General features: G+C 64.5%; 18 protein-coding genes. 9 read left to right on the top strand and 9 right to left on the bottom strand.

Annotated features, from left to right (window positions below):
* Window positions 1–44 precede the first annotated feature (44 nt).
* The gene (locus tag EDC35_RS06425; RefSeq protein ID WP_132976423.1) at window positions 45–389 is read left to right on the top strand and encodes a hypothetical protein; all 345 of its coding nucleotides are present in this window, start codon (window positions 45–47) and stop codon (window positions 387–389) included.
* Between the two features lie 187 nt (window positions 390–576).
* Here the strand turns inward: EDC35_RS06425 and EDC35_RS06420 are convergent, their stop codons facing one another.
* The 4 genes from EDC35_RS06420 to EDC35_RS06405 all read right to left on the bottom strand — a co-directional run bounded on the left by EDC35_RS06420 (window position 577) and on the right by EDC35_RS06405 (window position 5,266).
* The gene (locus tag EDC35_RS06420; RefSeq protein ID WP_132976422.1) at window positions 577–1,569 is read right to left on the bottom strand and encodes a helix-turn-helix domain-containing protein; all 993 of its coding nucleotides are present in this window, start codon (window positions 1,567–1,569) and stop codon (window positions 577–579) included.
* A gap of 181 nt (window positions 1,570–1,750) precedes the next feature.
* Window positions 1,751–2,929 (bottom strand): radical SAM family heme chaperone HemW, encoded by a 1,179-nt coding sequence (gene hemW / locus EDC35_RS06415; RefSeq protein ID WP_132976421.1) that lies wholly within the window; start codon window positions 2,927–2,929, stop codon window positions 1,751–1,753.
* Entirely contained in the window at window positions 2,926–4,011 is a 1,086-nt protein-coding gene (locus EDC35_RS06410; protein ID WP_132976420.1) for a TRAP transporter substrate-binding protein, read from the bottom strand. Before EDC35_RS06410 ends, hemW begins: the two co-directional genes overlap by 4 nt.
* A gap of 34 nt (window positions 4,012–4,045) precedes the next feature.
* Window positions 4,046–5,266, bottom strand: coding sequence for a 30S ribosomal protein S1 (locus EDC35_RS06405; protein WP_132976419.1), 1,221 nt, complete (start codon window positions 5,264–5,266; stop codon window positions 4,046–4,048).
* Window positions 5,267–5,446: 180 nt separating this feature from the next.
* Between EDC35_RS06405 and EDC35_RS06400 the strand changes: the two genes are divergently transcribed.
* The 3 genes from EDC35_RS06400 to EDC35_RS06390 all read left to right on the top strand — a co-directional run bounded on the left by EDC35_RS06400 (window position 5,447) and on the right by EDC35_RS06390 (window position 8,494).
* Window positions 5,447–6,997, top strand: coding sequence for a 2-isopropylmalate synthase (locus EDC35_RS06400; RefSeq protein ID WP_132976418.1), 1,551 nt, complete (start codon window positions 5,447–5,449; stop codon window positions 6,995–6,997).
* Window positions 6,990–7,934, top strand: a complete 945-nt coding sequence (locus EDC35_RS06395) for a uracil-DNA glycosylase (RefSeq protein ID WP_243651495.1) — start codon at window positions 6,990–6,992, stop codon at window positions 7,932–7,934. Before EDC35_RS06400 ends, EDC35_RS06395 begins: the two co-directional genes overlap by 8 nt.
* Before the next feature lie 143 nt (window positions 7,935–8,077).
* Window positions 8,078–8,494: a sulfur globule family protein gene (locus tag EDC35_RS06390; RefSeq protein WP_132976417.1), complete on the top strand. Its 417-nt coding sequence runs from the start codon at window positions 8,078–8,080 to the stop codon at window positions 8,492–8,494.
* Window positions 8,495–8,545: 51 nt separating this feature from the next.
* Here EDC35_RS06390 and EDC35_RS06385 read toward each other — a convergent pair whose 3' ends face one another.
* The 5 genes from EDC35_RS06385 to EDC35_RS06365 form a co-directional block, all read right to left on the bottom strand.
* Complete coding sequence (locus tag EDC35_RS06385) at window positions 8,546–9,073, bottom strand: phosphatase PAP2 family protein (protein WP_132976416.1); 528 nt, start codon at window positions 9,071–9,073, stop codon at window positions 8,546–8,548.
* Complete coding sequence (locus EDC35_RS06380; protein ID WP_132976415.1) at window positions 9,045–10,235, bottom strand: glycosyltransferase family 4 protein; 1,191 nt, start codon at window positions 10,233–10,235, stop codon at window positions 9,045–9,047. The genes EDC35_RS06385 and EDC35_RS06380 overlap by 29 nt, the downstream gene beginning before the upstream one ends.
* Window positions 10,232–11,083, bottom strand: a complete 852-nt coding sequence (locus EDC35_RS06375) for a lysophospholipid acyltransferase family protein (RefSeq protein ID WP_243651482.1) — start codon at window positions 11,081–11,083, stop codon at window positions 10,232–10,234. The genes EDC35_RS06380 and EDC35_RS06375 overlap by 4 nt, the downstream gene beginning before the upstream one ends.
* Window position 11,084: 1 nt before the next feature.
* Complete coding sequence (locus EDC35_RS06370) at window positions 11,085–11,849, bottom strand: GNAT family N-acetyltransferase (RefSeq protein ID WP_132976414.1); 765 nt, start codon at window positions 11,847–11,849, stop codon at window positions 11,085–11,087.
* Between the two features lie 143 nt (window positions 11,850–11,992).
* Complete coding sequence (locus EDC35_RS06365; protein WP_132976413.1) at window positions 11,993–12,649, bottom strand: histidinol-phosphatase; 657 nt, start codon at window positions 12,647–12,649, stop codon at window positions 11,993–11,995.
* 268 nt (window positions 12,650–12,917) lie between these two features.
* On the opposite strand from EDC35_RS06365, the gene EDC35_RS06360 reads away from it, so the two are divergent.
* From EDC35_RS06360 to EDC35_RS06340, 5 genes are all read left to right on the top strand, one after another.
* Entirely contained in the window at window positions 12,918–13,457 is a 540-nt protein-coding gene (locus EDC35_RS06360; protein ID WP_132976412.1) for an RNA pyrophosphohydrolase, read from the top strand.
* 298 nt (window positions 13,458–13,755) lie between these two features.
* Entirely contained in the window at window positions 13,756–16,017 is a 2,262-nt protein-coding gene (gene ptsP / locus EDC35_RS06355) for a phosphoenolpyruvate--protein phosphotransferase (protein ID WP_132976411.1), read from the top strand.
* Entirely contained in the window at window positions 16,017–16,682 is a 666-nt protein-coding gene (locus EDC35_RS06350) for an ABC transporter ATP-binding protein (protein WP_132976410.1), read from the top strand. The genes ptsP and EDC35_RS06350 overlap by 1 nt, the downstream gene beginning before the upstream one ends.
* The gene (locus EDC35_RS06345) at window positions 16,679–19,204 is read left to right on the top strand and encodes an FtsX-like permease family protein (protein WP_132976409.1); all 2,526 of its coding nucleotides are present in this window, start codon (window positions 16,679–16,681) and stop codon (window positions 19,202–19,204) included. Before EDC35_RS06350 ends, EDC35_RS06345 begins: the two co-directional genes overlap by 4 nt.
* A complete protein-coding gene (locus tag EDC35_RS06340) occupies window positions 19,204–20,292 on the top strand; it encodes a lipocalin-like domain-containing protein (RefSeq protein WP_132976408.1) in 1,089 nt (362 codons plus the stop codon). Before EDC35_RS06345 ends, EDC35_RS06340 begins: the two co-directional genes overlap by 1 nt.
* Window position 20,293: the final 1 nt, after the last annotated feature.

Raw genomic sequence — 20,293 nt, 5'->3', positions numbered from 1 at the left:
TCCTCGTGATAGAGCCTTGATCACGACCAAGGCAGACTGACCGGATGTCCGCCGCAACGATCATCGCGGCGCGCCAAAAAATATTTATTTATCAAATATTTAAAAACAATGTCGGACGCATTGATCTTTTTGCGCCCATAAAAAACGGCGCATCCCTGCCCCGTGTGAAGGCCGAACGATCAGCAAAGCTCGGAAGAACAAACAGCTCGAATCAGATCATTGAGGAGGGAAAAGCGGCGCGCACATCAAAAGCGCGGCACCGTCGGACACATCCTGAATCGATCAACACCGATCCAGGACGCGCCGGGCGGATACCCGGTTCCGGCCATGCGCGAAAAGTCCACCCCCGTCCAATTCGTTATCGTTTTTATATTTTTTTATTGTTATGACCCTCAGCGACGTTCTCTTGCCTGAGCGGCAAGGGATGCACGAAGGGTTGCCCGTTCCAGCGCCGGGCGTTTTACAGCGAATTCAGTCTGACAAACTCAGCGGTCGCATGTATTGACGCAAAATGACAGTGTTTTTGACTCTGAGCGCGAACGACTGACCTGACAGGGCGTCTGCCAAATTCGGGGTTCAGGCGATTTCCAGGTGCGATTGGCGCCGTGCCTCGCGGGGCGAGATCCCGAAACGCTTGCGGAAGGCGCGACTGAAATGAGCCTGATCATTGAAGCCCCAGGTATAGGCGATGTCGCCAATCGAACGCCCGCCCGCGCTGTCCTGCATCAGCTCCCGGTAGCATTGCTCCAGACGTTGCGCCCAGACCCAGCGCATCAGCGACATGCCTTCGTCCGCAAAGAGTCGATGGATCCGGCGCGGCGGGATCCCCGTGAAGGCGGCAATCCGATCCACGTCCAGATCGGGATCGCGCAGGTTGAGCTGGACGACCTGCTTGATCCGATCCTTCTGATGCAGCGACTGCCGGGCGTGATGAGGGGCGATGGGCGCCGCGAAACACACCAATGCCCCCATCAGGTTGATCAGCGCGTCAGCCAGTCCGTCGCTGCCCGTCCCATTCAGCGAATCCTGCCAGCGACGCAGAGAGGACACCGCATCGCGGAAGATCGCCGGAACGCCGCCGCGCCCCTGAATGGGCACGAGCATCGCCGCCCGCCACAGCGGAAAGCGATCGGCGATCTCCTCTTCCGGCGCCTCGATCAGGACAATCCGAAACGGACTCTCAAACTGCAATTCCAAAGGGCGTCCGCTCCGGATCAGGCACAGACCGCCCGGCCCGATCTCGGCGGTACGCTCGCCCTGGCTGGCGGTTGCCCTGCCTTCGATCTGAATCAGTGCGCTGACCTGCGCCCTGGCGAGACATCCCTGGGTATCGATGGAAAGCGCACCGCCGGTCGCTTCCATCATTTCGATCCGGCCAATGGTGCGGCTCCGCACCGCATGCGGCGGATGCGCCGACTCGATCTGCGGCAGGCTGCGCCGGGCAAGACCCTGCCGCAGCGCATAAGAGAGCGAACAGGGTCGGGGGCTTGGCAGCGCCCTGGCGTCACAGCCCAGCGATACGCAGGAAAGGGTTGGCGCGGCAGACGTTGAAGTCGTGAGTCGTTGCATCGGTGCTCCGGGCAGGGGGCTGCCGATTATTTGCACAATTTGGGTCGGGCTGAATGTGCCCGTCTCAAACTGAAATGTCAATAATGAGTATAGAACTGACTGTCAAGCCGGATTGACACGCATCATGCCGGCCTGCCCGGCACTTCAGGTTTGTGCCCGGAAATCCCCTGAAACGGTGTCTTCAGGCAAAGCGGGCAACCAGATCGTCGAGGAATACGCGACCCAAGGGGGTCGGGCGGATCCAGTCAGGAGCGAGGTCGAGCAGTCCGTCGCGCGCGGCGGCATCCAGCGTGGGGGCGATCCGTGACCAGGGCAGTCCGGTCGTCTCGGTAAAGAGATGGCGCTCGAAGCCGTCGGTCAAGCGCATGGCGTTCAGGGCAAACTCGACGACACAGTCAGACTCGGTCAAATCGCGCCGGTCGCTGGCCAGTGCATTGAGCGGCGCATGCAGGTAGAGGTGCGGATCGGCCTCTTTGGCGGTGCGCCGGATGCGCCGGAACCCGCCCTCCCAGTCACGCTCGGTGAGCTTGCCATGCGCTCCGGCGCCAATCCCGAGATAGTCGCCGAAACGCCAGTAATGGAGATTGTGCCGACAATGCCGGTCAGCACGGGCATAGGCGGAGACCTCGTATTGACGGTAGCCCGCCAGCGCCAGTTTTTCACGTCCCTGAGCCGCCATGTCGGCGGCCAGATCCTCGTCAGGCAGTGACGGCGGCTGCGCGTGGAAGGCGGTATCCGGTTCCAGGGTCAATTGATAATAGGAGAGATGTTCCGGCGCGAGATCGAGCAGTGCGTCCAGGTCTGCGGCGGCCTCGGCAAGGGTCTGGTCGGGCAGGGCAAACATGCCGTCCAGATTGAGATTGTCGAACCCGGCAGCACGCGCAAGCACAATCGCACGCCGCGCCTGCGCCGGATCATGGATACGTCCGAGTCGCACCAGATGCGCCGGTGAGAGACTCTGGATCCCGAGCGACAGGCGGTTGACCCCGGCCTCCCGGTAAGCCGCAAAGCGCCGCGCATCCGCCGTTCCGGGGTTGGCCTCCAGGGTGATCTCGACGGACGGATCCAGCTCCAGGCGCGAGCGGACGCCATCCAGCAGACGGCGGATCGCCTCCCCCGGCATGAGGCTCGGGGTGCCACCGCCGATGAAGATGGATGCCAGCGGACGCTGGGCCGTCGGCGCGCGGAGCTCGTCGTCCAGATCGGCCAGCAGCCGGGTCACATAGGCATCGAAGGGTGGCGCCCCGGCGCTGACATGCGAATTGAAGTCGCAGTAGGGACACTTGCGCACGCACCAGGGCACATGGATATAAAGGGCGAGTGACCGCGCTTCGCGACCGCAGGCGGCAACTGGAATCACGCCGGATCGCGGGCCAGTCGATCGGCCAGATCAGAGATTTCGTCCCAGTCCTGCGACTGGGTCTGAAATTTCCGGTAAGAGGCGTAAATACGGGCGGATAATTCGTCCTTGCGCGCCAGCCCGGTCAGCACCTCGTCGGTGAGCGCACGCAGTCTGACGATCACGTCATGGGGAAAGCGTCGCAGCGTCACCTCATGTTTGGCGATCAGGGTTTGCAGTGCGACCGGATTGCGGGCGGTGTATTCGGCCAGCATCTCCTGATTGACCACCTTGCAGGCATTCATGATGATCGACTGAAGATCAGTCGGCAGCGCCTCGTAGGCCGCTTTGTTGAGGATGGCCTCCATCACGGTGCCGGGCTCATGCCAGCCGGGATAATAGTAGTACCTGGCAACCTTGTAGAGTCCGAAGGCCAGATCATTGTAGGGACCGACCCACTCGGTGGCATCGATCAGACCATTCTGGAGTGCGGCAAACAGATCGCTGCCGGGCAGATTGACCGGGATGCCGCCAGCGCGCGCCAGCACCTCGCCGCCGAGTCCGGGGATGCGCATCTTCAGTCCCTTGAGATCCTTGACCGACTTGATTTCCCGATTGAACCAGCCGCCCATCTGCACCCCGGAGTTACCCGCCGGGGCCGGAATCAGACCGAACCGTCCGTAGAGTTCGGTCCAGAGTTCCAGACCGCCACCAAAATAGAGCCAGGCGTTCATCTTCTGGGCCGGCATGCCGAAAGGGACACTGGAAAAAAACTGAGTGGCCGGGCTTTTGGCCTTCCAGTAATAGGCCGAGCCATGCCCCATCTCGGCGTCGCCGCGCGCAACGGCGTCGAAGACGCCATACGTGGGCACCAGATCCCCGGCACCGTGAACCTGGATCTCGATGCGTCCGCCACTCATCTCGCCAATCAATGCCGCCAGCCGGCTGGCGCCGGTCCCCAGACCGGGAAAATTCGTCGGCCAGGTCGTGACCAGCTTCCACTTGTATTCGGTCCGGGCGTGAGCTGTCCCGATGCCGCCGAAGGCAGCGCCCAGCGCGACGGAGCTGACGCCAAAGCCTCTGATGAAATCACGACGCTGCATGCCGCACCCTGGAATCGACTGGCAAAGCTGACCGTCAGCGATTTTTTTTCAGGCTTTCCTGCAAAAGCGCGCCAAAGCTCCCGACGGCTTTTTCAGGCGCCTTCGCGGACGCGGACGCGGGCGCCGGTGCAAAAGTGCTTGGGTCCGGCATTTCGCCCCCCTGACGTTTCTCATCGAGCGAGAGACTGATACGGCGGCGCTCAAGATCCACGCCCAGTACGGTCGCCTCGACCTGATCGCCCGGATTCAAGACCTCGCTCGGATGATTGATCCGCCGACCGGCGCCCAGTTCGCTGATATGCACCAGTCCATCGACACCCGGTGCCAGTTCGATGAAGGCACCGAAAGGCTGGAGACGGGACACCCTGCCACTGACGCGCGTGCCGACGGGGAAACTGTCGAGCGCATCCTGCCAGGGATCACGGCTGAGTGCGCGGATCGACAGCGCGATCTTCTCGCGCTTTTTGGGATCGGTGGAGGGCTCGATGCGCAGCACGCTCACCTCGACCTGCTGACCGACCGTCAGCACTTCCTTCGGATGCTTGATATGACCGAAGGCAAGCTGGCTGATATGGATCATGCCTTCGAGACCGCCGAGATCGACGAAGGCGCCATAATCCTGAAGCGAGCTGACCCTGCCGGTCAGTACCGCGCCCTCGGTCAGTTGAGCGCGCAAGGCGTCGGCCTGGATGCGCTGCTGTTCTTCCAGCAGGGCGCGGCGCGACACGACCAGATTGGGCCGGCGACCGCCCTCGAATTTGGTGATGCGGAAATCGAAGCGCTGGCCGACGAATTCGGACAGATCCTCAATGAAACGGATGTCGATCTGGGAGGCCGGACAGAAGGCGCGCAGGCCGGCGACCTGCACCTCGACCCCACCCTTGACGGCGGCACTCACCTGTCCCTGCACCGGCAGATTCTGGCGGTAGGCGTGCTCCACCTCATCGATGCCGTGATATTTGTGCCCCTGCTGACTGCCGAGCAGCAGCATACCGCTGTCCTCATCCTTGCCCGTGACCTGGGTGTCGATCAGATCGCCCACCGCGTGCCTGAGCTGACCGTCAGCGTCCTTGAGCGCCGCGATGTCGAGCCGCCCTTCCGACTTGGCGCCCAGATCGACAAAGGCGCAGTCCTCGCCGATGGCGATCAGGGTGCCGCGCACCCTGTCGCCGATGGCCGGCTCGCCCTTCTGGGTCTGCGGATGGGTCTGGTCGAATTGTTTGAGGAGATCTTCGAAATTTTCAGAGTCGGACATGATAAGCGGATGCAGCAAGGTTGGAATGATGGGGTCATTGTAGGGCGGATTGGCTGGCGACCACAGCCCTGAATCCGGATTCATCGATCGGATGAGCGACGGCGTGGGATCCCAGACCCTGCCGCTGATGGCCTACAATGGGCCGCTGTCATCTGCCGTCACATCGAGAGATCCATCCACATGAGCGCCAAAGACCACCTGATCATCTTCGACACCACGCTGCGCGACGGCGAGCAGAGCCCTGGGGCTTCGATGACGCGCGACGAGAAGGTGCGCATTGCCAAGGCGCTGGAGCGAATGCGCGTGGATGTGATCGAGGCCGGTTTCCCCATCGCCAGCCCCGGCGATTTCGAGGCGGTCAAGGCGGTGGCCGAGGCGGTGAAAGACAGCCGGATCTGCGGTCTCGCGCGTGCGCTGGACGCCGACATCGACCGCGCGGGCGAGGCGCTCAAGGGCGCCAATGCCGGACGCATCCATACCTTCATCGCCACCTCGCCCATTCATATGGAGAAGAAGCTGCGGATGCAGCCGGATCAGGTGCTGGAGCAGGCGATCCACGCCGTCAGACGGGCGCGTAACCATACCGACGATGTCGAGTTCTCGCCCGAGGACGCCGGACGCTCCGAGATCGATTTCCTCTGCCGGATCCTGGAGGCGGTGATCGATGCCGGTGCCAGAACCCTGAACATCCCGGACACGGTCGGCTACAACATCCCGGATCAGTTCGGCTCGCTCATCGCCACCCTGCGCGCGCGCATCCCGAATGCGGACAAGGCGATCTTCTCGGTCCACTGTCATAACGATTTGGGCCTGGCGGTCGCCAACTCACTGGCGGCGGTGCGCAACGGGGCGCGGCAGGTCGAGTGCACCATCAACGGTCTGGGCGAGCGCGCCGGCAACGCGGCGCTGGAAGAGGTCGTGATGACGGTGCGCACCCGTCAGGATCTCTTCGACTGCGACACCCGGCTCGACACCACGCAGATCATGAACTGCTCGCGTCTGGTCTCGGGCATCACCGGCTTCCCGGTGCAGCCGAACAAGGCCGTCGTCGGGGCCAACGCCTTCGCGCACGAATCCGGCATCCATCAGGACGGCGTGCTCAAGCATCGCGAGACCTACGAGATCATGCGCGCCGAGGATGTCGGCTGGAGCGAGAACCGCATGGTGCTGGGCAAGCATTCGGGACGCAACGCCTTCCGCGCCCGTTTGCAGGAGCTGGGCGTGGTGCTGAATTCGGAGGAAGAGGTCAACGCTGCCTTCGCCCGCTTCAAGGATCTGGCCGACAAGAAGCACGAGATCTTCGACGAGGATCTCCAGACGCTGGTGACCGACGCCACGCTGGAAACGGCCAACGAGCGGGTCAAGCTGATTTCCATGCACGTCTGCTCCGAGACCGGCGAGATCCCGAGCGCGAATCTGGTGCTGGCCTTCGACGGGGTGGAACAGACCGGCTCGGCCACTGGCGGCGGGCCGGTCGATGCGACCTTTAAGGCGATTGAAACCATCGTCGCCAGCGGCACCACACTCAAGCTCTATTCGGTCAACGCCATCACCAGCGGCACCGACGCTCAGGGCGAAGTGACGGTACGACTGGAAAAAGGCGGGCGCGTGGTCAACGGTCAGGGTGCCGATACCGATATTCTGATCGCCTCGGCCAAGGCGTATCTCAATGCCTGCAACAAGATCCTGCACCCGGCCGAGCGCGCCCATCCGCAGAGTGGTGATGTCTGAGGGCCGATCGATGGATGACGCGCGGCGACGGGGTTATCTGGATGCACTGGGCGTGACGATCTGGGAGCGGCGCGCACCGCTGGCGGCGGTCGCGGATCAGATCGAGATCGCGCCAGTCGCACCCGAGCCGATTTCGCCCCCTCTCCCCAGCCCTCCCGAGCCCGTTCAAACCAAACTTGAGCGTCTCCCCCTCCCCTCGCGGGAGGGGGCCGGGGGGAGGGGGGCTGAACGGTTACCTCCGATTGAAATCGAACCTGACCCGATGCCGTTCGATCGGTTCGATGAATCGGGCTGCTCGCCCGCCCTGCTGGATGCATGGGACGCCATCGCCCATCTGCCCCCCGCCAGCGACAGGCCAGGAAACGCCATCGAACGCATGGATTGGGAGACGCTGGAGGCCACGGTCACCGGTTGCCGTGCCTGCGGACTCTGCGCGACCCGCACCCGGACTGTCTTCGGCGTCGGCAGGCGCGATGCGGATCTCATGATCATCGGCGAGGCGCCGGGGGCGGACGAGGATCGTGAGGGCGAGCCGTTCGTCGGACGGGCCGGACAACTGCTGACCCGCATGCTGGCCGCCATCGGCTTCAGCCGCGAGCAGGTCTATATTGCCAACGTGCTCAAATGCCGTCCGCCGGGCAATCGCGATCCGCACGCCGACGAGGTGCTGCACTGCGAAGGCTATCTGCTGCGGCAGGTGGCTCTGGTTCAGCCTCGGGTCATCCTGGCGGCAGGGCGCATTGCCGCCCAGCAGTTGCTGAAAACAGACGTGACGGTCGGACGGCTGCGTGGACGCTGGTTCAGCTTCGGGCCATCAGCCATTCCGCTGCGCGTGACCTATCACCCGGCCTACCTGCTGCGTTCGCCTGATCAAAAGGCCAAGGCGTGGGAGGATCTGACAAGGATCAGACGGCGATTGGATGGGGCGGACGCTTAGGTGCGAATTCATTCGCACTGGCGGCTGGCGGCTGGCAAAAAGATAATTTTGTATTTAATCATTTGCTAATATAAACTCCTCATGTGGTCATCCAGACAGCGACCACGCCTGCCGTCAACCTCAAAACCTGATCGGAGAGAAAAATGAAAAAATTTGCTACGGCTGTTGCAGTTGCCGCGCTTCTGGGTGCTTCCGCTTCCGCTTCCGCGTGGTGGGGGCCGGGCTGGGGCGGTCCGGGCTGGGGTGGACCCGGCTCCGGCTATGGTAATGGCCTCGGCGATATGTTCGGCGACGGCTACGGCGACTTCAACATGAGCATGGGCGGCGGCGGTCGCGGCTACGGTCGTGGATATGGTCGCGGCGATGGTTATGGTTACGGCTACAGCAACCCCTACTACGGCGGCTATGCGCCTTACTACGGCGGTTACGGCGCACCTTATGGTGCCGCCCCTTACTATGGCGGCGGTTATCCCTATGCCGCTCCTTATGCCGCACCGGTTCCGCCAATGCCTCCGCAGGCTCCGTCCGCTGCTGCACCCGCACCCAATCAAGCCCAGTAAAGCCGTTTCCGAAGCGTAAAAAAGCCAGGCGCCAAGCCTGGCTTTTTGCTGTCAGGCAATCAGTGAAAGACTGGCGTAGCCGAGCGCCAGCCCGATCAGGGTGGCCATCAGCACATCGCTCGGATAATGCAGGCCGAGAATGACGCGCGAGCTGGCGACCAGCACGGTGAACGGAATCAGCAGCCACGCCAGTGGCGGAAAATAGGCGATGGCGACGGTTGAAAAGCTCACGGCATGGAGGGTATGGCCGGACGGGAAGCTGTACTGGTCGAGCGGCGCCACCAGGTTCACGATGTCGCTCGCATAATGGCAGGGACGTTGACGTCGTGTCGCCCCTTTGAGCGATTTATAGAGCGCCAGCGCGATGCCGCCGGTCGCCGCCATGTGCAGACTGGCCTGAAATCCCTCCAGACCATAGATCAGGGGCAGCACCAGCATCAGGCTGTACCAGAACACCCCGTCGCCGAGACGGCTGACCACGGCAAATGGCCCCTGGAGCCACTGACGCCGCCCCGGACGACCCCAGATACGGCAGGCCGACGCCTCGAATTCATTCAGATGTTGCAGCCAGAGTCGCATGACCTGCCTCCGTTCCACGCTGTCGGTTGATGACTTCAAAAAGACGCTCCTCGACCACACCGAGAACCCGTTCCCAACTGATGCCCTCGGCGGTCTGCCGGGCCGCCTCTCCCATTTGTCGCCGGCTCGCCTGATCCTGTGCCGCCTGACGACTGGCGGCGATAAAGGCCGTGCGATCACCAGGCGTTAAGGTCACGCCGTTCACCCAGGGCTCAATATGGGCATGGGCCGCCGCATAATCGAAGGCAATGACCGGCAGACCGCTCGCCATCGCCTCGGTGACCACATTGCCAAAGGTTTCGGTCAGACTGGGAAAAAGAAAGAGATCGCCCGAGGCATAGTGGGCCGAGAGTTCCGCGCCGATCTTTGATCCCGTGCAGATGAAATCCGGGAAATCGCGTCGCAGGTGCGCGAGTTCAGGCCCATCGCCAACCAGGACGAAACGGGCATCGGGCCGGTCGGACAGGATCGCCGCAAAGGACTCGCGGGCGAGATCCAGATTCTTCTCGGCGGCGACCCGTCCGACATAGAGGACGACCAGGGTGTCATCCTCGCAGCCCCAGGCGCGGCGCAGATCGGGATCGCGCCAGACGGGCGAAAAACGCTCGACATCGACGCCGCGACCGAACACCTGCACATTCTGAAAGCCGCCCGCAGAGAGTTCGGTCTGCAAATCGACGGTCGGCACCAGCGTGGTGTCCGAGCGATTATGAAAATGACGCAGGGTATCGGCGATCCGATGGGTCAGGATGCCCAGCCCGTAATGCTGGCTGTATTGATGGAACTGGGTATGAAAGCCCGTCACCGTGGGAATTTTCAGCGCCCGCGCAGCGGCCAGCGCCGCATGACCAAGCGGTCCCTGGGTGGCGATATAGACCAGATCCGGCGTGCTGCGATGCCAGTTGCGACGCAGACGCCAGTAAACCGGCAGCCCGAAGCGCAACCCGTGATAACCGGGAATCGGCAGACCGGGCACCAGATAAGGCGTGATCGAACCCGTCGCGGACTGGTCCCGATCGGCATGCTGGCGCGGACGAACCAGTTGCATCCGGTGTCCCCGCTCCGCCAGACCTTCCGCCAGATGCAGCATGGTGTTGGCGACGCCATTGATCTCGGGCGGATAGGTCTCGGTGACGATGGCGATGTTGAGCCGCTGCATCATGTCAGGACCGGCTGCGGTTCAAGACAGTTGGCGGCGGATGCGCCGGGAGACGCGATCGGCTCCGCCGACACGCCAGGAGCTGACTGACCGGCGCCGCGCGGATTCAGCGCGAGCGCATCGACAATGGCCGACCGCGCCTGTTCAGCCAGGGCACGGCGCGAATCGCCCTCAGTTGCCGCGATGGGCGGCAGAAACTGGACGCAGGCGACCAGATCAGGGTGACGCACCAGCCGCCAGAGATTGGCGATCAGGGTATCCTCGCCGACATAGGGGACGCGATGGTCCGGCGTCGGATCTTCACCCGCACGGTAACGGATCGCGACAGGCTGAATCCGGATCCCCGAACCCTGGGCGATGCGAAAGAGTCGTGAATGGAAATGGCCGAGGGTGCGACCGTCGGTCGTCGTCCCCTCGGGGAAGATCATCATCGGACGCCCGCCCGCGATATCCGCCACCAGACTCGCCGCAATGTCACCCGTCTGATGACCACCGCGCGCAATGAAGCGGGTGCCGGCAATCTCGGTCATCCAGCCGATCAGCGGCCAGCCGCGCACGTCCGACTTGGCGAGAAAGCCGATCTCGCCCTGCGTCCCGACGATGGGGATATCGAGCCAGGAGATGTGATTGCCGATCAGCAGGCAACCCGGTTCAATGCGACCCTCGACCCGCAGCCGCACCCCCAGCGCGCGACAGAGACGGCGCTGCCACCAGCTCACCGCGCGCGGCACCCACGGCGGAGGCTGGTCGAACCGGGTGCGCAGACTGATGAAGACGGCGATCAGAATGCCCGTCGCCAGATGCTCGACGACCCGCAGACTGCGCCAAATCGAGGTGAGCCACATCGGCATCTCAGGCATCCGTCAGCCGGTCAATGAAATGACGCGAATAGCTGGGATTGAGCTCACGGACATCGAGCAGCATCAGCACGTCGGCCACGCCGAAAGCGGGATCCCGGCAGGGCTCGCCGCAGACCCTGGCGCCCAGCCGGACATAGGCGCGCAGCAGCGCCGGCAGGGGGGCATCGACCGTGTCCTCATCGGCCAGGGTGGTCAGCAGCGGCACACGCGGGCGCACATGGAGATGCTCAGGGGCCATCGCCTGCCGCCGCAGCCGGTTCATGATCGCCGCTGCCTGGATGTCCTGATCGCCGAGCGGAATGCTGGCGCAGCCGAACAGATAATCGAAGCCGTGCAGATGGATGAACCCGGCCAGACCCGACCAGAGCACCGCAATGGCCGAGCCCTGCCGGAATTCGGACGCGATACAGGTCCGACCGACCTCCAGAAGACGCCCTTTGAGCGCCGCGACCGGTTCGAGTTCGAACTCACTCGCGGAGTAGAAACGCCCCAGACGCCGGGCGCTGGCGTCGGTCAGCAGACGGGTGCAGCCAACGACGCGACCGCTCTGGCTCTCGCGCACCAGCAGATGCTGGCACACCTCATCGAATTCATCGACATCCAGCCCCGCCCCGCCCTTAAGCTGCGCCCCCATCTCCTCGCCGAACACCTGGTAGCGCAGGGACTGAGCCTCGCGCACCTCCTGCACGGAAGAGGCGAGTTCGACGAAAAGACGTTCGCCGCGCTTGGCGACCAAGGCTGGGGCAGTAGCGACCATTGCAGACCCTCGAATAAAGATAACCAACAGGTTGGAGGGCAATGGTAGGTCGCGACTGTTGCAGGCGTATGTGAGTTCGATGACGGACTGGTGAAGGAGGATGAATGCTCAACCTGAAATTCGGATGCGGCACATCCAGGCCATCATCTCAACGAGATGACGGGCCAGCCGCGCGCTTCGGCGATGGCGCGCAGCCGGGGATCGGGATCGACGGCAACGGGGTGATCGACCCGTTCCAACAATGGCAGGTCATTGTGCGAGTCGCTGTAGAAACGGCTCCCGGTCAGATCCAGACGCTGTTCGGCAAGCCACTGCTCCAGCCGGATGACCTTGCCCTGCTGGAAGGTCGGCACACTCGCGACCTCGCCGGTATAGTTGCCCTCGTCATCTTCGGCAGGCAGGGTCGCGAGCAGATGCGGAATGCCGAAGCGCGCGGCGATGGGCGCGGTGACGAAGGCGTTGGTGGCGGTGATGATCAGCAGGGTGTCGCCAGCGGCGCGATGCGACTCGATGAGGTCGCGGGCCGCCGGGAGCATGATCGGCTCGATCAGTTCGGCGACAAACCGCTCGCGCAGCGACTCCAGCAGCGCGCGGGGATGATCACGCAGCGGACGCAGCGCAAAGCGCAGAAATTCATCGATATCCAGCGTACCGTCCCGGTACTCGCGATAGAAGCGCTCGTTCGCACGCGCGTAACTGTCGCCATCGACGATACCCTCGGCGACGAGAAAACCGCCCCAGAGATAGTCCGAATCACCGCCGAGCAGGGTGTTGTCGAGATCAAAGATTGCGAGAGCCATGTCCAGACATCCCCCCGCCGGGCATGGCGGATTCATTTGATTGACGCACGGATATCCCGTCATGCCATCGCGAGACAGCGCCAAAAGGCGGCGATATTCGCGGATTTGACCTTGCGTTTCAAGCCGCTCCGCCGCCGCCCGTCTGACCGGTTCCGACCAGATGGCGGCAAATCTTTGATTGGTAATTGCTTATGTAGCGATCAGCTTGCCGGCAACGAGCCGGATATGGAAAAATGGGCCAGAACCTGCCAACAGGACATGATTCCTTGTGATCGACCATGACGGCTTTCGACCCAATGTCGGCATCATCCTGAGCAATCGGGATCGCCGGCTATTCTGGGGGCGCCGCGTTGGCCAAAATGCGTGGCAGTTTCCCCAGGGCGGCATCAATGCCGATGAGACCCCCGAGCAGGCCATGTATCGGGAACTCGAAGAAGAGGTCGGGCTGACGGCACGGCATGTGACCATCCTCGGCTCCACCCGTGGCTGGCTGCGCTATCACCTTCCCAAACGCTATATCCGGCGTCATTGCGGCCCGACCTGCATCGGCCAGAAGCAGATCTGGTTTCTGCTGCGGGTGAACTGTAGCGAAGAGGCGTTCTGTCTCGACAGCACCGACAAGCCCGAATTCGACGCCTGGCGTTGGGTTCGCTACTGGCAGCCCTTACATGAGGTCGTCTACTTCAAGCGCCGGGTCTATCTCCAGGCGCTTGAGGAACTGGCGCCGATCCTCTATCCCGAAGGCCCGCCGGAACGCCAGGAGCCCTATCCCCGCGCCGTTGGACTGCTGCGTCAGCGGCTCCCCTGACCGGGGAGCGGACCCGTTAAGGTGATTTCCTGAAAACAATCTACCCACGGCGAGGACGTCAATGGACAGGATTCACAGGATTTTTCAAGATGGACAGGATTCAGAAAACGATGGTTTGTCTCCTGTCAATCCTGCGAAATCCTGTTCATCCTGTCCATTTGGAGCCTTGACTCTGGTAGGAACTTTCCCGGAAACCTCCTAACAATTTGTCAATCAGACAGGATTTACAGGATGAACAGGATTGAAAACAGGCGGCTAAAGAATCCTGTCAAAAGCGATCACCGGATGAGTCCCCCGCATGCTTGAATCGCTGCGTCGCATCGTTCAGGAAGTCAATAACGCCCAGGATCTGGAGCAGGCGCTATCGATCATCGTGCACCGCGTCAAACAGGCGGTCGGTGCGGATGTCTGCTCGGTCTATCTCAATGATTTCGACAACCGGCTGCACGTCCTGCACGCGACTGAGGGACTGCGCGCCGATGCGGTGGGCCGGGTGCGTCTGGAACTGGGACGCGGACTGATCGGACTGGTCAGCGAGCGCGCCGAACCGATCAATCTCGACGACGCCGCGACCCATCCGCGCTACGAGTGCATCATCGATACCGGCGAGGAGCGTTATCACGGCTTTCTCGGCGCGCCCATCATCCAGAACCGCAAGGTGCTCGGGGTACTGGTGCTGCGCCAGCGTCGGCGGCGTCACTTCGAGGAGGACGAAGTCACCTTCGTCATGACCCTGGCCTCGCAGCTTGCCGGGGCCATCACCTTCGCCCGTACCAGCGGCGAGCTGGCGCGACTCCAGGACGACGGCATCCCGCAGCGCTTTCTGCCGGGCCTGGCGGCCTCGCCGGGGATCGGCATCGGTCAGGCGGTGGTCGTCTATCCGCCGGCGGACCTGGACGCGGTGCCGGATCGCCGTCCCGACAACCCGGACGCGGAGGTCGAGGACTTCCGGCGCGCGGTGCGCGATGTCGCCAATGATCTGGACCGTTTCGCCGCCCGCACCCAGGCGCACCTGAGCACCGAGGACATGGCGCTCTTCGACGCCTGGCGTCTGATGCTGGAGAGCGACACGCTCATCGACGGCACGCTCTCGCGCATCCGCACCGGCAACTGGGCGCCGGGCGCGCTGCGCGAGACCATCGCCGAGCATGCGCGGGTCTTCGACAACATGGACGATGCCTATCTGCGCGAGCGGGCGTCGGATGTCCGCGATCTGGGTCGCTGCATCCTCATGCACCTGCAACACCTGACCGCCGCGCCCATTCAGTACGCACCGCAGACGATCCTGGTCGGCGAGGAGATCAGCGCCATGCAGATCGCCGAGGTGCCGCGCGAAAAGCTGGTCGGTCTCGTTTCCACCAAGGGTTCGGGCTCGTCGCATGTCGGCATCCTGGCCCGTGGCATGGGGATCCCGGCGACGATGGGCGTCGCCGATCTGCCGGTTGGACGCATCGAGGGACGCGAGATGGTGGTGGACGGCTATCGCGGGCGCGTCTATGTCTCGCCGGGGCCGGCGGTACGCTCCGAATATCTGCGTCTCGCCGAAGACGACGCCGCGCTGACCACCGAGCTCCAGACCCTCAGCCATCTCCCCGCCGAGACCACCGACGGTTATCTGGTGCCGCTCTATCTGAACACGGGTCTGGTCTCGGAGAGCCGCCCGCTCGGGATCGAACAATCCGCCGGGGTCGGGCTTTACCGCACCGAACTGCCTTTCATCGTGCGCGACAGCTTTCCGGGCGAGAGCGCGCAGATGGCCAATTACCGTCATGTGCTCGAAATCTTCGCGCCCCGCCCGGTGACCATCCGCACCCTGGACATTGGCGGCGACAAACCCCTGCCCTATTTTCCGATGCACGAGGCCAACCCCTTTCTCGGCTGGCGCGGCATCCGCATCACCCTCGATCATCCCGAGATCTTTCTCACCCAGGTGCGGGCGATCCTGCGCGCCTCCATCGGGCTCGACAATCTGCGGCTGCTGCTGCCCATGATCACCACGCTCAACGAGGTGGACGACGCGCTGCTGCTGATCCATCGCGCCCACGATGAGCTGCTGGAGGAAGGCTATCAGGTCAAAATGCCCCCGGTCGGGGTCATGATCGAGGTGCCGGCGGCCGTCTATCAGGCCGAGGCGCTGGCGCGGCGGGTGGACTTTCTCTCGGTCGGCACCAACGACCTGACCCAGTATCTGCTCGCCGTGGATCGCAACAACCCGCATGTCGCCAAACTCTATGATGAATTCCATCCGGCGATCCTGCGCGCCCTGCTCCAGATCCTCACCGGCGCGCGCGTCCACGGACGCGAGGTGAGCGTCTGCGGCGAGATGGCCGGCGATCCGCTGGCCACTTTTCTGCTGCTCGGCATGGGCGTGCACAGCCTGAGCATGGGGGCGGGCAGTCTGCCGCGCATCAAGCGGGTGATCCGCAGCATCAGCCGCGCCCGCGCCCGCGAGGTGCTCAAGGTCGCGCTGCAATGCGAGGACGCGGAGGCCGTGCGCCGCCTGCTGCTGGAGGCGCTGGAGGCCGTTGGCTTGGGTGCCCTGGTGCGTCCGGGCAGATAATGCTGTCCATCGAGAATCTGTCCAAACGCTTCGGCAGCGTCTCTGAACACCCACTGTTCCAGGCGGTCTCGCTGAGGCTCGCGCCCGGCGAGTCGGTCGCCATCATGGGTGAATCGGGGGTCGGCAAATCGACCCTGCTCAACTGTCTCGCCGGTCTGGAACCGGTGGATGGCGGTCGCATCCGGCTGCGCGACACCGAGCTGACCGCACTCAACGAGGACGACTTCGCGCGTCTGCGACGGCGCGATTTCGGTTTCGTCTTTCAGTCCTTTCATCTGCTGCCGCACCTGACCCTGGCGCAGAACGTCGCCCTGCCGCTCTGGCTGCTCGATCTGGACGACCGGACAGCGGGCGAGCGCGCCCGCGCCATGCTGGAGCGGGTCGGATTAGGTGCGCGCGCCGACGACTGGCCGCGTCATCTCTCCGGCGGCGAGATGCAGCGGGTCGCCATCGCCCGCGCCCTGGTGCACGAACCGGCGCTGGTGCTGTGCGACGAACCGACCGGCAACCTTGATCCCGAGCGCGCGACCGGGGTGCTGGAGCTCCTGTTCGAGACCATCCACAGTGCTGGCGCCATCGGTCTGCTGGTCACGCATTCACCGACCGCCGCCACGCATGCCGACCGCGTGCTGCGCCTGACCCGGGACGGACTGGTCGCGGCATGAACGCGGCCCTGCGGCATGTCTTTCTCGCCAGTCTCTGGCGCCGCCCGCTCGCTACCTCACTTTCACTGCTCGCCATTGCGCTCGGCGTGGCGCTCGGGCTCACGGTCCAGCTCATCCATTCCGCCGCGCTGGATGAATTCGGTCGCGGCATCCGACTCCTGAGCGGCACGGCGGATCTCCAGATCGTCGGTTCGCAGGCCGGTCTCGACGACGCACTCTATCCGCTGCTCGCCCGACATCCCGACATTGCCACAGCCAGCCCCGTCCTGGAGATCGAGGCCCGTCTGCCGGGGCGCGACGAGACCCTGCGCATCTTCGGCATCGATCTCTTTCGCGTGGCGCAGGTGACGCCGTCGCTGCTGCCGATGACCGATGTCCAAGACGGCACGCCGACCGAGCGCATCGACCGCCTGGGACCGCTCCAGCCCGATGCGCTCTTTCTCAGCCCCGCCGCTGCGGCCCGGCTCGCACTCGCCGCCGGAGACCGCCTGACGGTGCAGATCGGCGTGCGCGAGCAGGCGTTGCGCATCGGCGGCTCGGTGCCGGGCGCCGGGGTCGGTCAGATACTGGCGGTCATGGACATCGGCGCGGCGCAGCAGGTCTTCGACCGCATCGGTCGGCTGACCCGGATCGATCTGCGGCTCGCCCCCGGAATCGAGCGCGGCGAGGCGCAACGGCGGCTGGCTGACCTGCTCCCGCCCGGCGTCGCCATCCTGACCCCGGACGACGCCGAGTCCGAGGTCACCGGACTGTCGCGCGCCTATCGGGTCAATCTGACCATGCTCGCTGCCATCGCACTCCTGACCGGCGGTTTTCTGGTCTTTTCGGCCCAACTGCTCGCGGTCGTGCGGCGGCGTCAGGAGTTCGCCCTGCTGCGTGCACTCGGACTCGACCGCGCCAGTCTCCGGCGCGGTCTGCTCGCCGAAGGCGCCGTACTCGGACTGATCGGCGGACTGATCGGGGTGACGCTGGCCTATCTGCTGACCGCGCTGGCCTTCCGTCTGATCGGCGGCGATCTGGGCGCGGGCTTCTTTCGCGGGATTGCACCGACGCTGCGTTTCGAGCCGCTCCTGACGCTGGTCTATCTGACGCTGGGCGTGCTCGCGGGACTGGGCGGTGCCTGGCTGCCGGCGCGCGAGGCGGCGCGGATGATTCCGGCGCGCGGCCTGCGGGCCGGCGATGAGGCCGAGGTCTATCGGGCACAGCCGCGCTGGGGCGCGGCGCTCCTGTGCCTGATCCTCGCCGCGCTGCTCTGTCTGCCGCCGCCGCTGGCCGGCGTGTCGGTCGGCGGTTATCTGGCGGTGCTGCTGGTTCTCATCGGCGCCATCCTGATCCTGCCCGGCGCGACCCTCTGGGCGATGCGCCGGCTGGGTGCGCCGCGTGCGCTCACCCTGCGTCTGGCACGCGCGCGTCTCGCCGCCGCGCCGGGACAGGCGGTGGTGGCCGGCGCCGGGGTCGTCGCCAGCGTCGCACTCGCGGTCTCGATGGCGATCATGGTCGATTCGTTCCGTAGTTCGGTGGACGGCTGGCTGACCCGGATGCTGCCGGCGGATCTCTATCTGCGCGCCTCCGCTGCGACGGCGAGCGGCTATCTGGATCCCGAGACGGTCGCCCGGATCGCCGCCCTGCCGGGGGTTATCGATGTCTATCCGGTGCGTTTCGCCAGCCTGCGGCTCGACCCGATGCGTGAATCGATTGCGCTGATCGCGCGTCCGGTGCGCACGGGAAACGGTCTGCCGCTCGTCGCCGGTTCGCTTCAGCCGACAGGATCGGATGACGCCCATCCCGCCTGGATCTCGGAGGCGCTGGCCGACCGGCTGCGGCTCGGGGTCGGCGATCCGCTCGCGCTGCCGCTGGCCGACCGGCTCCAGCCGTTCCGGGTCGCCGGTATCTGGCGCGACTACGCCCGTCAGCAAGGCGCGGTCGTCATCGAGCTGGACGATTACCGGGCGCTGACCAATGATTGGCTCACCAATGATCTGGGTCTGTTTCTGGCCGATGGCACCGCACCCGAAACCCTGATGACGGCGATCCGCGCCACCCTCGGCGAGCAGACGAGCGAGATGATCCTGCCGGGTGAACTGCGCGCCATGATCCTGGCGGTCTTTGATCGCACCTTTCTGGTGACCTATCTGATGGAAGCCGTCGCGGTCCTGATCGGACTCTTCGGCATCGGCACCACCTTCGCCGCACTCGCCGCCAGCCGCCGCAAGGAATTCGGCATCCTGCGTCATCTGGGTCTGCGGCGCCGTCAGATCGGCACCCTGTTGAGCGTGGAAGCGGCGCTGACTGCGGCTGTCGGCATGGGCGTCGGATTGCTGGCGGGCGGAGCCATCGCCCTGGTTCTGATCGAGGTCGTCAACCGTCAGAGCTTTCGCTGGAGCATGGATCTGCAACTGCCTGTTGTCGCGCTGCTGGTCTTCGGCCTCTCGCTGATCCTGCTCGCCGCGCTCGCCGCCCGTCTGGCCGGCGCGCAGGCGATGCGTCAGGATGCCGTGCTGGCGGTGCGGGAGGATTGGTGATGATCCGGCCCACTCGTCATGTCCTGAACCGCTGGGCGGGTCTCGCGCTGGCCCTGTTGCTGATCGTCTCGGCGCAGGCCGCCGATTTTGCTCCGGTGCTGGAGGGGCGCCAGCCAGTCTTTCCCGAAGACACGGGCGCGCATCCCGACTACCGCACCGAATGGTGGTACATCACCGGCTGGCTGACCGATGACGCAGGGATCGAGCGCGGCTTTCAGGTGACCTTCTTTCGCGTCGGCACCGGCATCGGCGCGGACAATCCGAGCCGCTTCGCCCCGCGTCAGCTCATCCTCGCCCATGCCGCCATCGCCGATCCGGTCACCGGGCATCTCATCCATGCCGAGCGCGCCGAACGGGCGCTGGAGCCGCTGTCCGGCGCCGCGACCGGGCACACCCATGCCTGGATCGGCGACTGGGATCTGATGCTGGAAGACGAGACCTATCGCACCCGCATCGACGCCGACGACTTCGCGCTGGATCTGACCCTGACCCCCGCCGGCCCGCCGGTCCTCAATGGCCGCAACGGTTTCAGCCAGAAGACCCCGGCCCCGGCCAACGCCAGCCACTATTACAGCCGGCCTCAGCTTGCAGTACAGGGTCGGCTGCGGCTCGCCGATGCCGAGCGGACGGTCAACGGACGGGCCTGGCTGGATCACGAATGGTCGAGCGAGATCCTGCCCGAGACGGCACAGGGCTGGGACTGGATCGGCATCAATCTGCATGACGGCGGCTCACTGATGGCCTTTCAGATGCGCCAGCGCGACGGCTCGCCGCTCTGGGCCGGCGGCACGTTCCGGCAGGCCAATGGCAGGATCCGCATCCTCACGCCCGCACAGGTGCGTTTCAACCCGCTGCGTCGCTGGCAGTCGCCACGCACCGGTGCCGACTATCCGGTCGAATGGGAGATCGAGATCGATGGCCGGCGGTTCGCGCTGCGCCCGCTGATGGACGATCAGGAACTCGACGGACGGCGTTCCACCGGGGCCGTCTACTGGGAGGGCGCGTCGCGTCTCATCGAAGACGAGATCGAGATCGGACGCGGCTATCTGGAGATGACCGGCTACTGGCAGCGTCAGACGGGGCTTTAGG

Source organism: Thiobaca trueperi, from assembly GCF_004342175.1.
GTDB lineage: Bacteria > Pseudomonadota > Gammaproteobacteria > Chromatiales > Chromatiaceae > Thiobaca > Thiobaca trueperi.
This window is presented reverse-complemented; position numbering and strand designations above follow the sequence as displayed.